The sequence below is a fragment of the Microbacterium sp. ZW CA_36 genome, assembly GCF_044987475.1.
In the GTDB taxonomy this organism is placed as follows: domain Bacteria; phylum Actinomycetota; class Actinomycetes; order Actinomycetales; family Microbacteriaceae; genus Microbacterium.
On sequence record NZ_JBJDRL010000017.1, the window covers coordinates 48688 to 70145 of the forward strand.

Annotated in this window: 18 protein-coding genes; 6 read left to right on the plus strand and 12 right to left on the minus strand. The window is 66.6% G+C overall.

Annotation, left to right across the window (positions count from 1 at the left end; translation table 11 throughout):
• Nucleotides 1-27: 27 nt before the first annotated feature.
• From ACI3KX_RS09640 to ACI3KX_RS09650, 3 genes are read right to left on the minus strand one after another with little or no spacing between them, the layout of a single operon-like run.
• Nucleotides 28-906: a branched-chain amino acid ABC transporter permease gene (locus ACI3KX_RS09640; RefSeq protein ID WP_363354535.1), complete on the minus strand. Its 879-nt coding sequence runs from the start codon at nt 904-906 to the stop codon at nt 28-30.
• Nucleotides 906-1652 (minus strand): ABC transporter ATP-binding protein, encoded by a 747-nt coding sequence (locus tag ACI3KX_RS09645; protein WP_363354537.1) that lies wholly within the window; start codon nt 1650-1652, stop codon nt 906-908. Before ACI3KX_RS09645 ends, ACI3KX_RS09640 begins: the two co-directional genes overlap by 1 nt.
• Nucleotides 1649-2413 carry an ATP-binding cassette domain-containing protein gene (locus ACI3KX_RS09650; RefSeq protein ID WP_363354539.1) on the minus strand — a complete coding sequence of 255 codons (765 nt, stop codon included), beginning with the start codon at nt 2411-2413 and terminating at the stop codon, nt 1649-1651. Before ACI3KX_RS09650 ends, ACI3KX_RS09645 begins: the two co-directional genes overlap by 4 nt.
• 290 nt (nt 2414-2703) lie before the next feature.
• On the opposite strand from ACI3KX_RS09650, the gene ACI3KX_RS09655 reads away from it, so the two are divergent.
• Nucleotides 2704-4389 carry a helix-turn-helix domain-containing protein gene (locus ACI3KX_RS09655; protein ID WP_363354541.1) on the plus strand — a complete coding sequence of 562 codons (1686 nt, stop codon included), beginning with the start codon at nt 2704-2706 and terminating at the stop codon, nt 4387-4389.
• Between the two features lie 657 nt (nt 4390-5046).
• Here ACI3KX_RS09655 and ACI3KX_RS09660 read toward each other — a convergent pair.
• From ACI3KX_RS09660 to ACI3KX_RS09700, 9 genes are all read right to left on the minus strand, one after another.
• Nucleotides 5047-5826, minus strand: a complete 780-nt coding sequence (locus tag ACI3KX_RS09660) for an NAD(P)-dependent oxidoreductase (protein WP_363354543.1) — start codon at nt 5824-5826, stop codon at nt 5047-5049.
• Nucleotides 5826-7031 carry a hypothetical protein gene (locus ACI3KX_RS09665; RefSeq protein WP_331907430.1) on the minus strand — a complete coding sequence of 402 codons (1206 nt, stop codon included), beginning with the start codon at nt 7029-7031 and terminating at the stop codon, nt 5826-5828. Before ACI3KX_RS09665 ends, ACI3KX_RS09660 begins: the two co-directional genes overlap by 1 nt.
• On the minus strand, nt 7028-7300 hold the full coding sequence (locus ACI3KX_RS09670; protein ID WP_363354545.1) for a hypothetical protein: 273 nt from the start codon (nt 7298-7300) through the stop codon (nt 7028-7030). The genes ACI3KX_RS09665 and ACI3KX_RS09670 overlap by 4 nt, the downstream gene beginning before the upstream one ends.
• Nucleotides 7300-8526 (minus strand): enolase C-terminal domain-like protein, encoded by a 1227-nt coding sequence (locus tag ACI3KX_RS09675; RefSeq protein ID WP_363354547.1) that lies wholly within the window; start codon nt 8524-8526, stop codon nt 7300-7302. The genes ACI3KX_RS09670 and ACI3KX_RS09675 overlap by 1 nt, the downstream gene beginning before the upstream one ends.
• Nucleotides 8523-8786, minus strand: coding sequence for a hypothetical protein (locus ACI3KX_RS09680; protein WP_363354549.1), 264 nt, complete (start codon nt 8784-8786; stop codon nt 8523-8525). The genes ACI3KX_RS09675 and ACI3KX_RS09680 overlap by 4 nt, the downstream gene beginning before the upstream one ends.
• Nucleotides 8783-9796 carry a LacI family DNA-binding transcriptional regulator gene (locus ACI3KX_RS09685; protein ID WP_363354551.1) on the minus strand — a complete coding sequence of 338 codons (1014 nt, stop codon included), beginning with the start codon at nt 9794-9796 and terminating at the stop codon, nt 8783-8785. The genes ACI3KX_RS09680 and ACI3KX_RS09685 overlap by 4 nt, the downstream gene beginning before the upstream one ends.
• Before the next feature lie 57 nt (nt 9797-9853).
• Entirely contained in the window at nt 9854-11134 is a 1281-nt protein-coding gene (locus ACI3KX_RS09690) for an extracellular solute-binding protein (RefSeq protein WP_404909549.1), read from the minus strand.
• A gap of 70 nt (nt 11135-11204) precedes the next feature.
• Nucleotides 11205-11999 (minus strand): carbohydrate ABC transporter permease, encoded by a 795-nt coding sequence (locus ACI3KX_RS09695; RefSeq protein ID WP_404909550.1) that lies wholly within the window; start codon nt 11997-11999, stop codon nt 11205-11207.
• A 29-nt stretch (nt 12000-12028) separates the two neighbouring features.
• Nucleotides 12029-12877 (minus strand): sugar ABC transporter permease, encoded by an 849-nt coding sequence (locus tag ACI3KX_RS09700; protein WP_331907444.1) that lies wholly within the window; start codon nt 12875-12877, stop codon nt 12029-12031.
• A 263-nt stretch (nt 12878-13140) separates the two neighbouring features.
• On the opposite strand from ACI3KX_RS09700, the gene ACI3KX_RS09705 reads away from it, so the two are divergent.
• The 5 genes from ACI3KX_RS09705 (at nt 13141) to ACI3KX_RS09725 (ending at nt 21367) form a co-directional block, all read left to right on the plus strand.
• Nucleotides 13141-14043 carry a 5-dehydro-4-deoxyglucarate dehydratase gene (locus ACI3KX_RS09705; protein ID WP_363355744.1) on the plus strand — a complete coding sequence of 301 codons (903 nt, stop codon included), beginning with the start codon at nt 13141-13143 and terminating at the stop codon, nt 14041-14043.
• Nucleotides 14040-15461 carry an aldehyde dehydrogenase (NADP(+)) gene (locus tag ACI3KX_RS09710; protein ID WP_363354557.1) on the plus strand — a complete coding sequence of 474 codons (1422 nt, stop codon included), beginning with the start codon at nt 14040-14042 and terminating at the stop codon, nt 15459-15461. Before ACI3KX_RS09705 ends, ACI3KX_RS09710 begins: the two co-directional genes overlap by 4 nt.
• On the plus strand, nt 15458-16405 hold the full coding sequence (locus ACI3KX_RS09715; protein ID WP_363354559.1) for a BadF/BadG/BcrA/BcrD ATPase family protein: 948 nt from the start codon (nt 15458-15460) through the stop codon (nt 16403-16405). The genes ACI3KX_RS09710 and ACI3KX_RS09715 overlap by 4 nt, the downstream gene beginning before the upstream one ends.
• Before the next feature lie 63 nt (nt 16406-16468).
• The gene (locus ACI3KX_RS09720) at nt 16469-19540 is read left to right on the plus strand and encodes a hypothetical protein (protein ID WP_404909551.1); all 3072 of its coding nucleotides are present in this window, start codon (nt 16469-16471) and stop codon (nt 19538-19540) included.
• 216 nt (nt 19541-19756) lie between these two features.
• Nucleotides 19757-21367: a glycosyl hydrolase family 28 protein gene (locus ACI3KX_RS09725; RefSeq protein ID WP_404909552.1), complete on the plus strand. Its 1611-nt coding sequence runs from the start codon at nt 19757-19759 to the stop codon at nt 21365-21367.
• Nucleotides 21368-21458 lie beyond the last annotated feature (91 nt).

Consider the following 21458-nt stretch of genomic DNA (forward strand, 5'->3'; position numbering starts at 1 on the left):
TGGCCCTGGAGGATCGGGGTCGACGGGTCATGCGCTGCGCACCTCTCGCATCGAGAAGATTCCACCGGGCCGCACCAGCAGCACGGCCAACAGGAGAACGAGCAAGCCGATCGGCGCCAGCGTCGCGGCGAGGTAGCCGCTGACGAGCGTGATCACGACTCCGACGGTCAAGCCTGCGGCAAGCGCTCCCAAGGGGGAATCCAGGCCGCCGATCACGGCGACGGCGAAGCCGTACACGAGCAGCATGTCTGTCGCGTGGGGATTCAAGCCCAGTTCGGTCGGCACCAGCAAGAAGGCTGCGAGCGATGCGACTGCCGAGGAGAGCATCCAGCCGATGGTCACCATGCGCGGTACCCGCACTCCCAGCAGGCGCGACACCTCGGGCGCGAATGCGGCAGCCCGCAGCTGTAATCCGATAGACGTGAACCGGAAGAGGAGGGCGAGCGCGACCATCGTGACAGCAGCGACGGTGAGGACGAAGATGTCATACGGAGAGAGGAGCGGCGTTTCGCCGATCATCAGAGGACTGTCGTCGAACGGTGCCTGCATCGGCCGATACTGAGGCCCGAAGAGGATCCCGAGCAGCGACTGCAGCACCATCACGATCCCGATCGCGACGATGATCCCGGCGAGGTGATCATGAGCGGGAACGAGTCTCATCACCCCGCGTTCGACGCCGACTCCGATCAGCGCGCCGGCGACCAGCGCCGCGACGAGCCCCGCCCAGTACGATCCCGTCGCGGCAGTGACGGTGAAAGCGACGTAAGAGGCGACGAGCGCCTGCGCTCCCTGAGCGAAGTTGATGATCCGCGCAGCTCGCCAGATGAGCACGAGCGAGAGTGCGAAGAGTGAGAAGACGGCGCCCCGGGCGAGCCCGGTGGCGAGGAGGAAGATCAGCTGGTCCATCAGAATCCGAGGTAGGCGTGTCGAAGGGTGGAATCGCGTAGAAGTTCCGGTGATGGCGCGTCGGCCACGACCCGGCCGAGATCGAGGAGAACTCCCCGATCGGCAATCGAGAGCGCGCTGGTCACGTTCTGCTCCGCGAGGAGGACGGTGAGGCCGCGATCAGCGGCGATGTCCCGCAGGGCTCCGAAGATCTTGGCGATCGTGAGCGGGGCGAGTCCGAGCGATGGCTCGTCCAACGCGAGCACCAGAGGTTCGGTGATCAGGGCGCGGCCCAGTGCCAGCATCTGGCGCTCACCGCCGGAGAGCTGGTGACCGGCGCTGCTGCGTCGACGCGCGAGCGGCTCGAACAGCTCGTAGATGGCCTCGATCGCACGCTCTCTCGCCGATCCTCGGTGCCGCCACAAGGAACCCAGCCGGAGATTCTCCTCGACGGTGAGCTCTGCCACGACGCTCTGCCCCTCCGGCACGAGGGCCACTCCTCGTCGAGCACGTTCCTCGGTGACCAGGTCCGTGAGGTTCGTGCCGTCCAGGCGGATGCTCCCGGAACGTGACGGCATCAGACCCGCGAGAGTGCGCAGCAGAGTGGTTTTTCCCGCTCCATTGGCGCCCAGCAGCGCGACGATCTCACCAGGCTGCAGGGCGAAGCTGACGTCATGCAGCACGGGTGTGCCTCCGTATCCGGCGGTCAGCGCCTCGATCGACAGCGCACCGGCGACGGTTCGCGTTCCCGCTGGCCCGCCACTCATGCGACAGCCTTCACGCCGAGGTAGGCTTCCTCGACCCGCGGATCGACCCGGATCTGGTCCGGCGTGCCACGCGCGATGCACCGACCGAAGTCCAGCACGACGATCTGGTCGGCCGCGTTCATCACGAAGTCGACATGATGCTCCACCAGCAGGATCGAGCATCCTCCAGCAGCGACCGCCTGAATGATGCCGGCGAGATCGGCGATGTCGTCGGCGCCGAGTCCGCCGGCGGGTTCGTCCAGCAGGAGCAGACGCGGATCCGTCACCAGCGCGCGTGCCAGCGCGACACGCTTTCGATCCGGATAGGAAAGCGCTGAAACCGGGACGTCCGCCATGCCGGTCAGGTCGAGCGAGTCGAGCTGCGCTGCCACGCGGATGTCCGCGGCTCGAACGGTCGCGATCGGCGCCAGCACGTTCTCCCAGACGGTCAACCCGGCGAACAGACCCAGCCCCTGCAATGTTCTTGCCAAGCCGCGACCGGTCAGATCAGCGGTTCGTCTCGGCGCTGCGAGGCCGTCGATGGCGATGCGTCCCTGTCGACTGACCAGTCCGCACACGGCGTTGAACACCGTGGTCTTGCCTGCGCCGTTCGGCCCGATAAGTGCCACCACTTCGCCAGGATGGACGTCGAAGGAGACGTCGTCCACAGCAGTCAGGCCGCCGAATCGTACGGTCAGCCCGCTGACCGCCAGCCGGGGCTGCGCTCCTTGCTGGCCATCACGGGGCCGGTCCCGTGACCGTCGTCCGCCAAGTATCTTCATCGATCCTGCCTTCGCTTGTTTGTCGGCGCCGGACGCCGCACGAGGTCCGCATGCAGACGAACACAACGAAAGGCCCACGCCGACACCGGTGTCGGGCTGATCTCCCCGACTGTGTGAAGGAAGCGCCTCGCCCTGGCTCACGGAAGGTCGTCGCAGCGTCCTTCCCTCGCGTTTCGCTTCCTCGCGTCGCATTGAGTTTGGCCTGCGTCATCAAGAAGCGGGATGTGTAAACCAGCCATTCCTTCGACAGAAGATGTGCATTCGACACACTTGAGCGCGAGAATGCCGATATGACCCCGGCGCAATCGACCATCGCGGCAACTCTTACCGACATCGCCCGAGACATCTCGACTCTTCGCGATCCAGAGCTGCTTCTGTCCTCGATCGTGCGCCGAGCACGCCTGTTGCTCAACACAGACATCGCGTATCTCAGCCTCAACGATTCCGAGCGCGCCGAGACATTCATCCGGACGACAGACGGGGTACGCACCGAGTCCTACGCCGCGATCCGCATGCCCTTGGGCACGGGCGTGCTGGGCCTGGCGGCCGGCGGAGTGATCGCGGAGACACCTGACTACCTGCCTGACGAGGGCAAGACGCACTTGCCCGACATCGACCACGTCGTCGTCGAAGAGGGAGTCCGCGCGATCCTCGGTGCGCCGCTTCGCATCGCCGGCAAGGTGGTCGGTGCGCTCATGACCGCGAACCGGACACCCGGCGCATTCACACCGGCGCAGCGCGAACACCTGGAGCGGATTGCGAGCCTCGCCGCAGCGGCGGTTGAACTCGTCGGCGCGAAAGAGAACGAGAGAACGGCCCAGCTGATCGCCCAGAAGGCGACCGATGAGCTCAGTGAGGCATTGGCCGCCGAACGTGTGCGCAGTGAGCTGGAGGTCCGACTTGCCGGGGAGCTCGCCGAGCATCGCGGCCTCGACGAGCTCCTCGCCGTCGCCGGATCCTTGACGGGGACGCAGCTGCGCGTCGTGGATTCCACAGGTCGTGAGCTCGCCCACTCATCTCAGACCGGTGACGATGAGGCCGCTGCCGGCACAGATCGAGGGGACGGCCTGCATGAAGAACAAGCGCCCCTCATCGGCGACGCCGGACCCGGCTTCATCATCGTCACTCGCGCAGCACCACCCGAGATACCCGATGTGGTCGCCGCAACCGTCGCACGCTACGCGAGCATCGCCCTGCTCTACGACAGGACGATCGATGACGTGCGCCACTTCCACGAGAACGAACTCGTGAGCGCACTCGTCTCCCCGCTCGATCCGGAGCGACCGACACTCTCCTCGACGATGGTGCAGCGCGCACTCGGCACGGACCGCGAAACCAGCATCGCGGTCCTGGTGCCTTCTGATCCGGACGACGCAAGCCGACGCCGCCTTCTCGGGCGCGTCCGCCAACTCACCAGAAGCGGACACACCATCGTGGCCGGGTACCTTGGCCGCGTCGTGATCGTGGCGCGGAGCCCGGAAGCCGCCCTCAGGATCAGGGTCACCGCACTCATCCAGGACCTCCCGTGCTTCGGGGGCATCGCCAGCTCACCGGAACTGGCAAAAGTGCCGGGCGCCTACGCCGAGGCGGCCGCAATCGCCTCAGCCATGCGAGCTATGGGCGCCCCCGGCGCCATCGCGGGCGCCGCGGAGGCGGGAGTCGCCGGACTCCTGCTGAGGGACGGGGACCCGGCAACTGCCCACCGCTACCTCACCGCGCATCTCGGTCCGCTTCTCGACCAACCACGAGGAGAGATTCTGCTGGGAACCGCGCTTGCCTACCTCGACGCGCATGGATCGATCAACGACACCGCCGAGCTCCTGCGTATCCACCCGAACACCGTGCGACAGCGGATCGAACGGATCGACACCGAGCTCAACCCGACCTGGCGGCGTGGACCACACCGCCTGGACACTCACGTCGCGTTGCGCCTCTGGCGGCTCAACAGCGCAGCCAGTAGTCAAACCGACAGGTGACGCGAATTCACGCGCGAACAATCGGGACAGTCTGATCTAGCAACGTCCTCGTGCAGGCGTCGTCGTTGAATTGGACCAGTCATCGGCCATCGGCGAGCGAGCTGGGACGAGCACGTCGAGCGCCGAGAACGCCTCGTCGAGCACAACGAACTCAGGCTCGAGGCAATCAGAACTGCGGCCTGGATACAGAAAAAGCCCCTCAGGGGGGCTTCTTCCGGTTACTGTCTCAACACAGTGCGCGCCCGAAGGGACTCGAACCCCTAACCTTCTGATCCGTAGTCAAGGGCTTCTCCGCCAGGATCCGCATGATGACGCGGAGCAAGGGGCCCGGTTCACACATTGGTGCACACATCGGCGCGCTGCCTGTTACTACGAGACCTACGCCGACATGCCGTGGGATTTGGCCCCACGGAGACTCGATCCATCGCCGTCCGTGTTGGCCGAGATCCCCGGAATCCCGCTGCTTGCGACGGGCGGTTAGCTGTTGCCGTTCCCTCGAATCGCTCCCGATCCAGATCATACGTACGCACGATGTGGGCACGAGATCTTCGGGCGCGGCCGACTCGCCAGCTCATCGGTCGCCGGGCTCTGTAGGGCCGCACGCCTATGCGCCTCACCGCAAGCCGTCGGCGGGTCCTCGTCCGTCGGCCCCGACCGTCAGCGGCTGGGCACCCCGCCGAGCGGCAGGTCAAGGAATGGCCCGCCGAGGGGTGACCGTGGGTCGGGCGGCTTCAGCATCCCGCCGTGGATCTCAGCGAGTCGTTGGACGGCGTCGTCTTCGGGCTGATAGCCGATACGCTTCCCCGCTTCGAGCGGGAACCAGGCGGGGCTGTTCGCTGAGACACCCCACACGAGGTGATGCCCCGGTGTGTCAAGCGCGACCACAGCCTCAATAAGCCGTGCCGTGTCGGCGACCGACAGCCACGTGGCGACCGTCCGGCCGGCGGACGGCTCCCGCCCGAACGTGCAGATGCGTGCCGAGACGACACACATCCCATACCGGTCGGCGAAGAGACTTCCCAGTGCCTCCATCGCCACCTTGCTGACCCCGTAATACGAGTCAGGACGAGACGCACGCACGTCGGCATCAGCACCGGTCAAATACCCGCCGGCATGGATGGAGCTCGCGAGCAGCACGCGCCGGACCCCCGCGTTGTGGGCGGCTTCCAGAACGCGCTTCGTCCCGTCGACGTTCACCTGGAGAAGGTCATCCCACGGCGCTTCGGTGGAAATCCCGGCGAAGTGCACCAGCGCGTCCGCGCCTTCCAGCACCCCGGCGAAGGTCTCCGCATCGGTGACCGAGCATCTGGTCCAGGTGCCGTCGGCGTGCTCGGGCACGTCAATGTCCACCAGCCGCAGCCGGTGGCGGCCGGCGAGCAGAGGGGTGACGGCCCGTCCCATGACGCCGGCTGCGCCGGTGACGACGACGGTCGCCATCAGGCGGTGAGGAGCCGGCGGGTTTCGTCGAGGCGCTCACGCGGGACGAACTGGCCGAAGGTGTCGTTGGCGAAGAAGGTCACCCCGTCGGTGAGGTGGCGGTGTGAGCGGAGCACTTCGCGCTGGTATTGGTAGCTGCGGATGTCGTCCAGGTGGGTGCGGTACGCGTACCAGGGGTCTACGAAGTCGACCGCGTAGAGCGTGCGCGCACGCATCCGGGCCTTGCTCTGCAGGTTCGGGATGATCTCGGTCCGCTCCACGAGGACGGCGAAGGTGGAGACGACGATCGCGTCCAGCGCGTCATAGCACTCGTCGGTCATGCCCCACACATCGCGTTCGACCTCCGCGCGCCAATAGCTGTCCATCCAGTAGATCTGGCGGTCGCCCATCGCTGCACGCAACCCGAGGAAGAACGCCCGGATCCCCTCCTGCCGTTCCGCGGTCAGCTCCGGCGCGTTCTTCGGATTCCAGAAGCCCAGCAGCCCGAACTGATTGCCGAGGAGTACTCCGTCCAATTCGAAGTCGGAGACGAACGCTGCCGTCTGACGCGCGACGAACTCGCCGGCGAGGGTGCCCACCGGGATACCTGCGGGCCAACCGGCGTAAGCCCGGGAGTCGGCGTTGAGCGGGAGGGTGACGTCGATGAGCCCGGGAATTTCGTGACCGCCGGCGTCGGCGCGAGCGGCTGCTACCTCCGGATGCCGGACGGTCTTCCATTCGCTGCGGCAGAACTCGGGGCCGGGCTCGAGGTATTCCAGCAGTCGCAGTTGCACACCGCGTCGGGCGGCTTCCTCACGAATGGTCGCGTAGATGTGAGCGAGCGAGCGGTAGTCCATCAGCTGTTCGGACAGCACCATCATCGGTCCCGCCGAGTACGGGTTCGCGGATCGCTCACCACCCTCGCGCACCCGGTCCAGCCAGTTGGCGTTGTGGTTGCGTATCGCCGTCTCGAACGTCTGCCCCGTGTCGGGGTCCCATGCGTACGCGTTGTACCGTGCCCAGTCGAAGGCGTCGTCCAGTCCGTCCGGTCCCCGCCAGTCCAACACGTGGTCGCCGTTGCCGGCACAAAAGACGATCGTCAGGTCGTTTCCGTCGATCCAGTCCGCATGGTGGTCGAAGAACGCTGCGACGCCGGTGCTGGGTTCGCGCAGATCGTCGAAGATCTTGGGGGTGACCCACAGGCAGACTTCGTGGGGGACGGTCATGAGATTCCTTTCACTGCGGTCAGTGCCGCGTCGAGTCGAGAAGTCGAGGCGAGGCCCGCGCGGTACACGAGAAGTTCGTTGGCGCCCGCCTGAAGTGCCGCCCACGCGTCGGTGAGCTCGGTGGCGGTGGGTGCCGGATCGTTGAGGATGGTGACGTGTGCGGCGGCGGCGCGCAACTGGGCGACGTCTTCGATACCTCGGCCGGCCAGCCAGCCGGCGGCGGGATCCCCGTCGATGTCCCACGGGAACAGGCTGAAGGTGACGCGCATCAGAATCGCGGCAGTCCTGCGTCGTAGCCGGGGTCGACCGACCGCATGTACCCGGTGTCATCACGGACCGTTCGTCCGGACTCGACGTAGGCGCGATGGAGCCGTTCCACGGCGTCGCGGCGCAGCTCGACGCCCAGGCCGGGTCCGTCGGGCACGGCGAGAGCACCGTCCCGGAATGAGAACGTGCCGTCGTGGACGATGTCATCACGCACGTTCCACGGATAGTGGGTGTCGCTGGCGTATGTGAGGGCCTCAGATGCGGCGGCCACGTGTGTCATCGCAGCCAAAGACACCCCGAGGTGGGAGTTGGAGTGCATGGATACGCCCAGCCCAGCCGCAGCGCACTCGCGGGCAAGGTCCAGTGCGCTGGACAGACCACCCCAATAGTGATGGTCGGCCAGGACGATGTCCAACGCCGTCGCGGCGACGACTTCGTCGAGGTCTTCCAGCGTATTGACGATCATGTTGCTGGCCAGCGGCAGAGAGGTCGACTCGCGCACGCGCGCCATCGCCGGGATCGACAGCACCGGATCCTCCAGGTAATCGAGGACGCCTTCGAGCGCGGCCGCCGCCCGGAGGGCGGTGGGTTCGGTCCACGCGCCGTTCGGATCGATGCGCAAGGGCACGTCCGGGAACGCCGCCTGCAGCGCCTGGATCGCGGCGACCTCCTGTTCAGGCCCGAAGACGCCCGCCTTGAGCTTGAGGGACCCGAACCCGTACTCGTTCACCATGGTGCGCGCGAGCTTGACGACGTCGTCCGCGCTGAGGACGCCGCCCCAATCGTCGGTGGGGCGACCCGGGTGGCCCGGCCATTTGTAAAAGAGGTAGCCGGCGTAGTCAACGCGTTCCCGTACCGCTCCGCCCAACAGGTCCACGACCCGGACCCCTTCCAGACGGGCCCAGGCGTCAACCGCAGCAACGTCGAACGGTGACCGCGCGATGTTGCGCTCTACGAGCGGCGTGTCGGGGCCGAGCACAGACAGCACCACTTCGGTGATGTCCTCCGGAGAATCCACCCGCGTGCCGATGAGGTGCGGAGCGATGGCTCGAAGCCGGTTGAGCAGTGTCAGATCTCCGCCCGCTTCGCCGAGGCCGGTCGTCCCGTCTTCGGTGGTGAGCACCACGAGGCTGCGCAGCGCCAGCGGTTCATGCACGCCCCACGTGTTCAGAAGCGGAGGATCGGAGAATGCCAGCGGAATGACTTCGACTGCGGTGATGCGGCTCATCGCGGCACCACCGTGTCGAGCCCGAGAGGGGCAGGAAGGCGGCGCGCCCCCTCCCCCTCCCGGACGGAGGTTCCCGTCAGAACGGACGTGAAGGTCCGCCCCAGCGGCTGGTCGGGGTTGCGGGCGAGGTCGGTCAACCGCCCAGCCATCAGGTCGTGTCCGTCCTGGTTCGGATGGAGGTCGTCGCGGCGCTCGATGTCTACCGCGCCGAAGATGGCGGCCTCGAGCGCGTCCGGGGAGACGGTGTGCACTCGGGTCATCCCTCCTGCAGGGACGTGGCACGCACCATCAGCTGCGGGGCGTACAACTCGGCGGCTGAGTCGCCGACGGGGTCGAGGTTGAGCACCTGCCGGACGGCGGCAGCGCCCATCTTGTTGCCGGCGTGACGGATGCTGGTCAGCGGGACGATGGCGTACTCGGCGAACTCTATGTCGTCGTAGCCGACAAGGGAGACCTGCTCCGGGATGCGGACTCCTGCGGCGATCAGTTTGTGCATGAGGCCGAGAGCGAGCAGGTCGTTCCCGGCGAAGATGCCGTCCGGCAGCTGTCCGCGCTGGAGCAGCTGCTCGCCGATCTCCTCACCGGCCCGGACCGTCTGCAGCGGTACCGAGATGGTCTCCAGCTGAACCGGCTGGGGCGCGGATGCGATGGCGTCCCGCGCTCCGTCGCGGCGGTCGGCGACCTGCGGGTGAGGGCCCCCGACGAACAACAGCCGACGGCGTCCCTGCGCGATGAGGTGCTCGGTCGCCAGTCGTCCGCCGCGGCGTCCATCACCGCTGATGGAGGGGTACACCATCTCGGCCTGCGGCTTGCCCAGCACGACAAAGGGAGTCCCCTTCTGGCGGAGTTCGACCAGTTCCTCGGGTACTGAGCCCACGGGTGCGATGAGGACGCCGTTGACCTGCTGAGATTCGAAGAATCGCACGTACTGCCGTTCACGCTCCGCGTTGTCGTCGGCGTTGGCGAGCAGAATGAACATGCCGTGTCGGGCCGCTTCCTCCTCAGCGCCAGAAGCCAGTTCTGCGAAGACGGGGTTGCGGCTGTTGGCGACAACAAGACCCAGCGCCTGGCTGCGGCCGACGCGAAGTCGCCGGGCCGCGTCGTTGCGAACGTAGCCCAGTTCGGCGATGGACGCCTGCACTCGGGCGAGCATCTCATCGGAGAGCCGGGTGGGCTGAGTGAGGGCGTAGGAGACTGTGGCTCGGGACACACCGGCGTGCTTGGCGACGTCGCTCACCGTCACGGTCTGTCGGGTGATCTCGGGGGTCATGATGTCTCCTGATGGGGTGGGCAGGCCGGCCCGCGAGCCGGCCTGCCCCGATGATGGTCATCCCTCGGCGAACGCCGCGTCCATGCGCTCGAGCACCTCGGTGGTACTGATGGTGCCGTTGAACAGCTCCTGGATCGAAGTCAGGTGCTCGCTCTGCACCTTCGGGTTCGGCCAGAACACGTCCGGGAAGGGACGGTCGCGCCCATCGGCCTGGTACTCCGCGACCGCCGCGAGCACCGGGCCCGTCTCGAAGTCCTCCGACGGCAGCGCCGGCGCTGCGCCGGACTCGGTGGCGTAGATCGCCTGGCCCTCGCTGGAGGCGAGGAACTCGACGAACTTCTTCGCCAGCTCCGGCTCCTTGGCATCGGCGTTGATCGCGTACTCGATACCGACGGACACCGGCAGGTAGGTGTCAGCCGGGTCGTCGGTAGCGGGCACCGGCGTCATCGAGAACGTCGTTCCCTCCGCGGCGTACTGCGCCGCGTTCGCGGCGGCAGAGGTGACCTGGATGGCACCCAGCGCGGTGCCCTCGCCCAGGCTCGTCATCTGCTCGTCGTAGCCCACACCGTTGGGGTCGTCGTTGAAGCAGCCACCGTCACGCATCTCGGCGTACTGGTCCATGGCGGTCTGCCACTCCGAGTCCACGAACGTGGCCGAACCGTCCAGCTGCTGCTCGGTGAAGTCAGCGTCCGGACCGTAGACCAGCGTGGAAGTGAGCGCATACGGCACGAGTTGCGTGGTCCACGCCGACTTCAGGCCGAGCGCAAAGGCGACCTTACCCTTCTCCTTCGCCGCCGTGCAGAACTCGAGGACCTCGCTCCACGTGCTCGGAGGCGTGAGCCCCGCCTCCTCGAGCGCCTGGTCGTTCCACACCGCGCCGATTCCGACGACGGTGACCGGAATGCCCACCAGGGTGCCGTCGCTGTTGACCGATACCGAACGCTGCGAGTCGCTGAGCTCGCCGGCCCACGACTCGTCCTCCAGCGACATCAGCAGGTCGTCGTCTCCGAGGGTGCGCACCGCGGTGGCGTTGCCCCCACCGGGCCAGATCCGGAACACGTCAGGCGCCGTGCCCGCGGACAACTGCGTGCGCAGCGTCTGCTGGTAGGCGGCATCGTCGTTGGCGAACGTCGCCTTCACCGTGACGCCGGGGTTGGCTTCCTCGAACGCATCGATGACAGCCTGCGCAGGCGCCTCACCGGCCGCAGTGAAGGTGAGCACCTTGCCCCCTCCCTCCGCTCCAGTGGTGGTGTTGGTCGAGCAGCCAGCCAGCGCCAGCGCAACGACTGCGGCCGAAGCTAGCGCAACAGTGCGCCGCTGTGCCGTTGTAGAACTCATCTTTCCTCCTTTGGAAGTGGGCAGGTGCCCGGGTGCATGTGATGCGCGCCGCTGGGAAGGTGTCGGGACACTATCCCTTGAGCCCTCCCGCAAAACCCTTGATGACGTACTTCTGCAGCGAGAAGTAGACGACAAGGATCGGGATGACGGTTATGACCAGCCCCGCGAAGATCAGGGGCCACACGGTGACGTACTGGCTGACGAAGCTGTAAATGGCCACGGGAGCGGTAGTGTTGCCGCTTCCGGACAGGTACAGCAGCGGCACGAAGAACTCGTTCCAGATACCCACCAGGTTCAAGATGATGACGGTCCCTGTGACGGGCCGCACCAACGGGAACACGACGCTGACGAATGCGCGGGTCGGCCCGCAGCCGTCCAGAAGCGCCGCCTCCTCGTAGTCCATCGGCAGCTCTCGCAGGAACGTCGTGTACAGGAAGATGGAGAAGGGCATGCCGGTGCCGACGTTGATCAGGATGACCGCCCAGAGCGACCCGATGAGCCCGAGGTCACGCAGCGTCGTGTACAGCGGCAGCAGCGCCAGCTGCGCCGGGACGATGAGACCGCCGATGAAGAGGTAGAACGTCAATCGCGACCACGACCGTGTCACTCGCGCCAGCGGGTACGCAGCAAGCGCCGACACAACGACGATCAGGGCGACGCTGATGACCGCGATGAAGGTGCTGTTGGCCAGCGCACTGCCGAGGGCGGCCTGGTTCCACGCCTGGACGTAGTTATCCAGGGTCGGCGGCCAGGCGAAGGAAAGGGCGCCGGTACCGCTGTTCATCGGCTTGAGGGAGACGTTCACCAGCGCGACCAGCGGGATGGCGAAAATGATGGCAGCGAGAATCAGCGCGATTTCGCGCACCAGGGTCGTGGCCGTGTAGCGACGGTACATCAGTTGGCCTTCCTCAGCGTGAGCCGGTACTGGACGGCAGCCAGCCCCGCAATGAGCACGGTCATCACCACAGCCAGCGCTGTCGAGAACGGATACTCACCGAAGGCGAACGCGTTCTTGTAGATGAGTGTGGAGATGGTCTCCGTTGCAGTCCCCGGCCCGCCGCCGGTCATTGCGACCACCTGGTCGAACTGCTTGAGACCGCCGATGAGGGACAGCATCACGTTGATGACGATGGCGCCGTTGAGCAGAGGAAAGATCACGCTGCGGAAGCGCCGCCAGGGCCCTGCCCCGTCGATGACTGCGGCCTCCATGATCTCGTCCGGGATGGCCTGAAGCCCGGCGAGGAAGATCACCATCGAGTACCCGGAGAACTGCCAGACGATGGCCACGATGATGGAGCCCAGCGCGAACCGCGGGTCGCCGAGCCAGTCTTGGGCGAGGGCCCCCAGCCCGACCGCGCGCAACGCTTCGTTGACGGCGCCGCTGGGTGAGAGCAGGTAGCTCCACACGTACCCGGCGACCAGCGGCGTAAGAACGACCGGGGCGAAGAAGATGACGCGCAGCACGTAGCGCGACTTGACCATTGTGTTCACGCCGAGCGCGAGCGCGAGTCCGATGGCGTTCTGCACGACGGTGGCCACCACCGCCAGGATGATGGTGTTGATGAGCGCGGCCTGCGCGGCGCGGTCGGTGAACACGTCGGCGAAGTTCTCGAACCCGACGAAGCTCCAGTCGTCGCCGAGCCCGTTCCAGTCGGTGAATGAGAAGAAGCCGCCTCGGAAACTCGGCACCACCACGATGAACAGGTAGATCGCCAGTGCCGGCACCACGAACCACCACGGCACGCTGACCCCCGCGCGACGCGCTCGACGCGAGGTCGAGTCCCTGGAACGAGGGGGTGCGCTCGGGAGTTCGGCGGGGGGCGCCTCGCTAGTCATCCAGACCACTTTGTCTACTTCCGTCTGCGATCCGCTTGACACGTGGATCGATTCACAAGACACTCTATACACAGCCGCCCCGGATCGCGCAAGCGAAATTCTGCAGCGCTGTGAATCGATCCACCAATATAGCCGCCGAGCGGCGGCATATGTCGAAACGAGGTCTCCCTGTGCAACTGCACGGAGTGCTGTTCTTTCCTGTGACACCTTTCGACTCGTCCGGCGAAGTCGCCGTGCCTGTTCTCGAGCGTCATCTGTCCGACGCGCTCCCCTTCGGGCCCGGAGCGGTGTTTCCTGCGTGCGGGACGGGGGAGTTCCATGCCCTGGACGCGTCGGAGTACGACACCGTCGTGGGCGCCACGGTCGACGTCGTGGACGGCTCCGTTCCGGTCATCGCCGGTGCGGGCGGGCCGCTCGGTCACGCGCGCGCTGTGGCGCGTGGGGCGCAGGAGGCGGGAGCAGACGCGCTGCTGGTGCTGCCGCCATACCTCGTCGCCGCACCCCAGGCAGGGCTCGTCGCCTACGTCCGTTCGGTTGCTGACGCGACGGACCTTCCGGTCGTCGTTTATCACCGCGGACTCGGTGCGTTCACGCCCGAGTCCATCGCGGAGCTGCTCGGCGACCCTCGCGTCATCGGGGTGAAGGATGGCGTGGGCGACATCGCCGCCACGCAGCGGTTTACCCTGGCTGCGCAGCAGGTGGGGCGCGACGACGTGCTCTTCTTCAATGGGCTGCTCACAGCCGAACTGAGCCAGCGTGCTTATCAGGCCATCGGCGTGCCGCACTACTCGTCCGCGGCTTTCGCGATGGCGCCAGCGGTCGCCACAGCGTTCTTCCACGCGTACCAAGACGGAGATCAGGGCCGCGTGGATGAAATCCTCGCCGGGTTCTACGAGCCGCTGGTGACGTTGCGAGACCGTGTGCCCGGATACGGCGTGTCGCTCATTAAAGCCGGACTTCGTGCGCGCGGACTGGATGTCGGAGGCGTCAGGCCACCGCTCACCGATCCGTCGCCGTCCGACCAGCTCGAGCTCGAACGGATCCTCGCCGCCGGAGAGGACCTGGTTCGATGAGCGTCGACAGCGCGATGACGGAAGCTGCGGGCGCAACGGTCGCGGCCGCGGCCGCGACCGACCGCGAGCGTGCGGACTGGCTGCGGACGGTCGCCGACGCCTTGGACGCGAACGCGGTGGATCTGGTCACGCTGGCGGATGAGGAAACGCAGCTGGGGGAAGCTCGGCTGTTCGGCGAAGTAACGCGCACCACCAGCCAGCTCCGACTGTTCGCGGAGGTGGTCACCGAAGGTTCCTACATCGAGGCCGTCATCGACCACGCCCGCCCCGAGGCGACGCCACCGCTGCCCGACCTTCGTCGGTTGCTTCGGCCGCTGGGGCCTGTGGCCGTCTTCGCCGCGTCGAACTTCCCGTTCGCCTTCTCGGTAGCAGGAGGAGACACCGCCTCCGCCCTCGCGGTCGGCTGCCCTGTTGTCGTGAAGGCGCATCCGGCTCACCCGAAACTGTCACGCCGGACCGCCGCGATCGTCGAGCGGGCACTGCAGGGCGCCGGTGCACCCTCGGGGGTCTTCGGGATGGTCGAAGGCTTCGACTCCGGTCCCGCGCTGGTGCAGCACCGGGCAACAACAGCGGTGGCTTTCACCGGTTCGACCGCCGGGGGCCGCGCGCTGTTCGATCTTGCCGTGGGAAGGCCAGACCCCATCCCCTTCCACGGCGAGCTGGGAAGCATCAACCCGGTCGTGATCTTCCCCGCAGCCGATGAGGCGCGGGGGGCGGAGCTGGCCGCCGGGCTGGTGGCGTCGCTGAGCCTGGGTGCCGGCCAGTTTTGCACCAAGCCGGGTGTCGTCTTCGTGCCGCGAGACTCCAACACCGAGACCGCCATTGACGTCGAGGCCACAGCACCTCCGATGCTCACCCCCGCTATCCGGGCTGCCTTCGACCGCGGCGTGGACGAGCTGCTCGCCACACCCGGGGTCGACCTCATCGCCGGCGGCCGCGGCGCCCCGTTGGTGCTCGCTGCGGACGCGGCGACTGTCATCGCCAACCCGTTGCTCCTGCGCACGGAGGTGTTCGGCGCGGTCACGCTGCTCGTGCGGTACGACGACGCCTCACTGACCGGCGCCCTGGAATGCCTGGAGGCGAGCCTGACCGCCACCGTCCACGCAGAGTCCGCTGACGACGTCCGCGACATCGTGACAAAGCTGGAGCATCTGGCCGGGCGTGTGCTGTTCGACGGATGGCCGACCGGTGTGGCCGTGACCTGGTCTCAGCATCATGGCGGGCCATGGCCGGCGACGACATCGCAGTTCACCTCCGTGGGCGCCACCGCGGTGCGGCGGTTCCTGCGCCCGATTGCGTACCAGAGTGCGCCAGAAGAGCTCCTCCCGCCTGCCCTCCGAGAGCACAACCCGCTCGGGATTCCTCGACGCGTCGATGGAGTGCTCGAGCCTGCCACCGCGGGTGAGGTGCGGTCGTGACCGCCCCCGCAGGCACGTTGTGCGTCGACGCCGGACAGACCGGCATCAAGCTGCGGCTGCGGGATGGCCTCCACGTCTTCCAGCTGACGGCCCCCGGTGTTCGCACGCACAGCCCGCTCGCCGACCAGCTGGCCGACGCGGTTCACCGCGCGGCCCAGCAGTGGGACCGCCCCATCGACACCGTCGCCGCCGGAGTGTCCGGACTTACCGACGACGCCCGCGAAGGACGTGAGCTCCTGGCACGCCTGGAGCCCGCCGGAGTGGGGCGGGTGGTGATAGCCCACGACTCTGTGACGTCCTACCTCGGGGCGCTCGGCGCCGGCACGGGCGCGGTCATCGCCGCTGGGACCGGTGTGGTCACCCTCGCCGTCGGTCCCCGCACGGTGGCCCGCGTCGACGGCTGGGGCAACATCATGGGCGACGCCGGCAGCGGGCACTGGATCGGCCGGGCCGGCTTGGAGGCGGCCATGCGCGCGTACGACGGCCGAGCGACGCCGACACGTCTCTTGGAGATGCTCTCCGAGCGCTGGCCCGACCCTGAAACCGCGTACATCGAGCTGCAGAGCGATCCGGATCGGGTTCGGGTCATCGCGTCCTTCGCCCAGCAGGTCGTCGAACTCGCCACGGTCGACTCCACCGCCGCCACGATCTGTCGTGCTGCGGCTCGTGAACTGTCCGTGTCCGTGGGCGCCGGGCTGCGCCGGGTGCGGGGCGGACCGGAGGCGTGGCCCGACGGACCCGAGGTTGCCGCCATCGGTGGCATCTTCGGCGCCGACGTGATTCGGCACCCGTTCGAGCGCCTGCTGCGAGCGTCGTGGCCGAACGTCGTCGTCGCCGTGCCGCGGGGCTCTGGCCTGGATGGCGTCCAGGCGCTGCCCGCACTCCCCGCCGACCACCCGCTGCGCGACCGAGTCACCAACTGCGCCAGCGCAGGAACCCGCTAGTCGGTCTGAGCCCACCCCCATCCACCCATCCATTCACCAGTTGATTCCACAAAGAGGTGTGTCATGTCGTTCCTCCCGCGTGCCGGTCGAGTTGTCGCGGCCGCAGTCGTCGCCGCTCTCGCGGTTACACCACTGCCTGCGACGGTGTTCGCCAGCCAATCTGTCCCGCAATCGACGCTCGCGTGGCCGGTGTCGGGTCCGCTGCCGGAGGTCGCGTCTGTTCAGGGCCACACGATTGAACTGGCGTCGTTCGACGGAGTGGAGCAGGACGTTGCTCCCTATCTCGGAAACGTGGCACGACTGGCCAACTCGGTCCACGACGACTCCGCCACCAACTACGGTTTCATCACATGCGGATGCTGGCGAGCCGGGCAAGGCCCGAACGACGCGCGCGTGATGGAGAACGTGCTCACCCTGGGCTACTTCTACACCACCGACACACCGTGGAATCCGTACTTCCACGACGAGGCACTCGGGCTGCGGTTCAACGCAGCCGTGCAGTTCCTGCTCACCCGGCAGAACTCTGACGGCTCCTTCCCCCAGGGCGGTGGCGACGTGAATTCGCGAGCGGCCACCGGGTTCGCCCTCGAACTCTACGCGGAGCTTCTCGACCTGCTCGAACACGATGCCACCATCGACCCTCTGCTGCCGGAGACGCTCACCGGGTCCCTGGAGCGGGCGGCATGGTGGTTCCTCGAAGACGCCGAGGTGTGGGGTCCGCACGGCGACCAGTTCGCCAATCAGGTCGCCAGCGGGCTGGTCGGAATCTCGAACCTGCTCGAGCGTTTCGACGACCCGGCACTGCGAGCACGGTTCGAGGAGCGCCTCGCCGAACACCGCACAGTGTCGCAGAGCGAAGCAGGCTTCTACCGGGACGGAACGGTCGCCCACCGCTACAGCCTGGAGGTCGAATCCGAAGACCTCGCCGGTTGGGGCGATGACGCCACCCGTGGAGTCATCGACGAGATGCAGACCGCCTACATGGACTGGGCGCAGTACCACCTCCTCTACGACCAGGAACTCGATGGCTTCTTCATCAATACCGCCACCGACTCCCGTCACCGCGGCTGGAACTACGCCGACCAGATCCCCATCGGCGCAAACCACCTCTGGTCGGCCATCGTGCCGCAGGCGAACGCCTATGGTCGCACCGCCGAGGACGTCGCTGAAGAACGGGCCGCCTTCGCGGCGGGAACGTGGGAGACCACCGTCGCCCCGAGGATTGCCGCTGCGTGGTCGTACATGGATCCAGCACTGGTGCGAGATGTCATCCTCGGGGAGGAGCATTACCCCTCAGCGGCTGAGCGGTTGGCCGCGATTGACACCCTGCACCCCTTCGCCGCAGGCGAATACACGGAGTACCGTGCAGACTCGCTTCTCGGCCAGGAGTTCGTGTTCGCCAAGCGAGACCAGTACGTCACGGCCCTGTCGTTCGGGAAGCATGTGAACACCCAGTACGGCTTCTGGGACAACCAGCGGTTTGGCCTCAACTATCTCTACGACCCACAGATGGGCGTCGTGATTCAGAGCCAGAACGCGCCGGCGGTCGGAGCGCCTCGCACACGACCGGCAAGCGCGGAGTTGTCGTGGGGCACGGGGCGCGTGGTCGGCGGGGTCTTCCGAATGGACGCGTACGACCAGCCGGTGCCCAGCTACTCGCTTGCCGGAGCGGTGGCTGATCCCGCCGATGTCAGCGCAACCGACACGCTCGAGGTGAGCTACGCACCTTCGGATGGCACCGTCACGAAGAAGGTCACTTTGGGTGAGGAGCTGGGAGTCTCGGTGGCGACGACTGGGGCGTTCTTCGAGCGCATCCCCCTCATCGTCGGCGCGGACGATGAACTCCTCTGGGACGACGGCACACCGCTCGCCCTCGGGAGCGCTGCCCCTTCCCCCGAAGATGCGCAGGGCCTCATCCTCCATCGCGACGGTCGAAGCCTCGAGATCACGTGGAACGGCGGCGACTCGGCGACCATCCGCCCCACCTCCTTCCCTGTTGCGGGCGGAGAGCGGACCCTGCACGTGCTCGACATCAACGCCACGGACACGCTGGACTACTCCCTGCGGGTTGCCGACGACCGGTGCCCGGCCTCGAACCCGGCTGCCACCGTGCTCATCGGGACGACAGACACGGGCGTGGCCAACATCGACGACGGCAACGGATGCACCATCAATGACCTGCTCCGAGTCGAGGAGCAGTGGGCGAGCCACGGCGACTTCGTCGCCCACGTCACCCAGGTGCTCGATCCTCTCGCGACGCAGGGACGCCTGACGTCGAAGGACAAGTCCCGTGTCGTGCGCGCGGCCGCCCAGTCCGACGTCGGAAAGGACCGAGTCATCGTGACGCCCGCCTCGGAGTCCGCGACCGCGGGTAGCGAGCTCGTCCTCACCCTGTCAGGCAATCGCGTCGGCGCATTCACCGTAGACGGACCGTGCCTGGTAGCGCCTGCTTCTGTCACAGGTGCCAGTGAGGTGACAGTGACCATCCGGGAGACGTTCCTGCCCGGAGACTGCGCGCTCGCCATCCGCAGCGAACTGACGTCCGGGACAGTCGAACAAGACGAAGTGCTGTTGACTATCGTTCCCGCCGCCGACGGCACCGTGTTCACGGACACCTTCTCGTCGCCGGCGGCGACAGAGTCAGCGTGGACCAACGTGGACGGCGTGTGGTCTGCCACCGAGGGTGTGTTCCGGCAGAGCGACACAACTCGAACCGGGTGGCGTTCGGTCGTGGACGGGCTGCGGGTCGCGAACGGGTCCGTGGAGGTGGACCTCACCTTCCGGAGCACCGCCACCTCGACCGCGTTCGCGGGCGTCCAGCTGCGCACCACGACTCCCGGCGACGCGTATACCACCAGCGGTTACCTGGTCTATGTGCGTCAGAACGGGTCGGTGGACATCTTCCGCGCCGGCCAGGGCGTCATCTCCAGCGGGACCGGGACGCCGCTGAGCGGTGGCACCCGCCTACGAGTGGAGGCGGACGGGGCGACATTGCGGGTGTTCGTCGGCGAAGAAGCCGCACCGCGCGCCACTGTCACCGACCCCAACCCGGTCACGGCAGCGGGATTTGTGCAACTGATCACCGGGCGTGCGGCAGTGGATTTCGACAACGTCCGAGTGCGACAGACCAACTGACCAGGCCGGGGATCGGGAGGCGCCGGACGAGATTCGTTCCGGCGCCTCCCGTTCGTGTGCCCGATATTGCACGACCTGCTCTTGCGCGAAGCAGTTGTTGACCCGCCATGAGCCTCCCCTGTAGGCTCACAGAGTTGTGAATCGATTCACAAACGGGCTCGATGTTGAGGACCCACGCCTTGCGCCGTCGAATCGCGGTCCAAGAAGGAAGTGACAATGAGGCCACTGATCCGGCTGTCCACGGCTGTGGTGGGCGTACTCGCGGCGGCATTGCTCGTCGCCCTGCCCGCCCCGGCGGCGCTCGCGGCGCCCGCACCACTGGACATCTACCCACTGCAGTCGACGTACCCCGCCTCTCCAGACTTCGCCCTCACCGTCAACGGGCAGAACGTTCCGGTGCAGGATTACGCCGGGTACGACATCGCCCAGTTCGCGATGGGCGCCGGAGAAGCGGCCATCTCTATCCGCAAGGTCAACAACACCAACATCGGCTCCTACTCCATCAGCCCCCTCAAGCTCGGCCTGACTGGTTCGGTCTCGGGGCCGACGCTGAACTTCACGGTCACCAAAGACGAGCACCTCATCGTGAAGATCGATGGTCGCCCCGACCTGGTTATCGCCATCGACCCGCTCGAAACGGGCCGGCCGGCGTCCAGCGGCACGGGGATCTTCAATGTCACGGCGGCGCCTTACTCCGCCTCCCCCGGTGCCCAGTACTCCACATCCGCCTTCCAGAACGCCCTCAACGACGCTGCGGCGTGGGGGTCAGCCAACGCCAGTCAGGGTACCGTCTACGTGCCGGCCGGGGTGTGGACTCTTGGGACGCTGTACCTCCGGTCGAATCTGCGCCTCTACCTCGCCCCTGGGGCGGTCCTCAAATACACCGGCGACCGCGCCCACTACGACGTGCATTGGAAGAAGCTGTCACAGAACCGGGACGTGACGTGGTTCCTGTCGACGAGGTACTCCACGACCAACATCTCCATCACCGGTCGCGGGATCATCGACGGGAACGGGATGGCCTCGCTGCAGCCGGGCAACCTCGGTGTGAACCTGCTGGTGCCGATCTATACCGACCAGTTCACGGTGGACGGGATCACTTTTCGGGAGTCCAGCAGCTGGGCCATCATGCCCACCCGCTCGAGCAACATGACCTTCCGTAACATCAAGATGTTCAACAGATTCGACATGGGCGAGAACGACGGGATCGACGTGATGGAGTCCACCAACGTCACCGTGACCAATGCGATGGGCATCGGCCTGGACGACCCGTTCAGCACCAAGACGTGGGCCAACCACATCGACCTGTTCAAGAACGTTCCCGGTTCGCCTCGCCCGCTCGAGAACGTCACCTTCGACGATCTGGTGAGCTGGACCCACTGTTACGGGTTGAAGGTCGGTCAGGGCGTGTTCCAGCAGCAGCTCAATGTGACCTTCCGCAACGCCACGATCTACGATGCCTCCGTAGGTGTCGGGATCCACCATAAGTACGGCGCGGCGGGCGCAGTCAGCATTCAATTCGAGGACATCGACATCGAGCGTGTGCAACACAGCGCCTGCGGTGATGGCAACCGAACATGGATGGCACTGTGGACCGGCGCGACCGCCGAGGGTATCGGGCCTGTCACTGATGTCGACCTCACTCGTATCCGGGTGCGCGACGCCGGCACGACGCCCGCGAGGATCACTGGCGTCAGCGGGGCACCTATCACGGACGTCAAGTTTGAGGCGATTCGCATGCCGGGTAGCACGACGACGGCGACAACCTTGCAGCAGATGAACGTGACGAACGTCACTGACGCATCCAATATCCAGATCGTCCCGTAGCGACGACGTTGCGGGCCAGGATGCTTCGCCCATAGGATTGGGGTGGGTGTGAATCGATTCACACCCACCCCAATCAACTCCATCTGAAGGT